General features: G+C 44.0%; 1 protein-coding gene. It reads right to left on the minus strand.

Features of this window, described 5'->3' with window-relative positions:
• Positions 1 to 49: 49 nt before the first annotated feature.
• A partial coding sequence (locus tag GMA8713_RS26020; protein ID WP_479687082.1) for an Orn/Lys/Arg family decarboxylase occupies positions 50 to 787 on the minus strand: 738 nt, incomplete at its 5' end.

Here is a 787-nt window from a genome sequence, read left to right on the forward strand (position 1 = left end):
GCTGCGCGCGCAATAAAGGTTCCCGATAAACCGCCAACAAAATCGACCTTTAGTCTTTCAACACTTTCACTGTGTAGCTCCCGTTAGCATGACGATACAAGCCGTGAATATCAGTATCAAACCCCGGATAATGCGCGCCGATTTCACACAACATTTCCAAGAATTCAAGGACAGGACGTGAGATCTCTGTCACCATTTCACTTGCCAACACCAAAGGTACACCAGGAGGATAAGGTAAGATCATATTCGCGCTCACGCGGTTAACCATTTCATTCAACAGAACCTCTTCAGTTTTACCGCGTAGTTCTTTCTGCCACGCCGCGTGTGGCGTCACTTTCATCTCAGGCAACACATCAAATGCTTTGTACATCAATTCTGGCAATGCATATTTCTTAGTTAAGTCGTGAATACCTTGCGCTAGCTCTTGGATACTCATGCCTTCGTAGAAGCTTGGGTCTTCTTTGTATAAAGAAGGAAGAATCGAACGAATGGTCAAGTTCAAATCGTAACCCCGTTTGAACTCAGTCAAACCGCGCAACAGTTGCATCGCTTTCGATTTATCAATACCAATTAAGAACAAGATCAGCAGGTTGTATGGGCCTGTTTTTTCAACCACAATGCCGCGCTCGTCTAAGAATTTAGCCACTAATGAGGCAGGGATCCCCGACGCTTCAAGCTCACCTTGTTGATTCATTCCAGGAGTTAATAAAGTAATTTTAATTGGGTCAAGGTACATGTGGTTATCATCAATACCTTTAAAACCATGCCAGTTATCATTAGGGTCTAG

This window comes from Grimontia marina (assembly GCF_900060185.1).
In the GTDB taxonomy this organism is placed as follows: domain Bacteria; phylum Pseudomonadota; class Gammaproteobacteria; order Enterobacterales; family Vibrionaceae; genus Enterovibrio; species Enterovibrio marinus.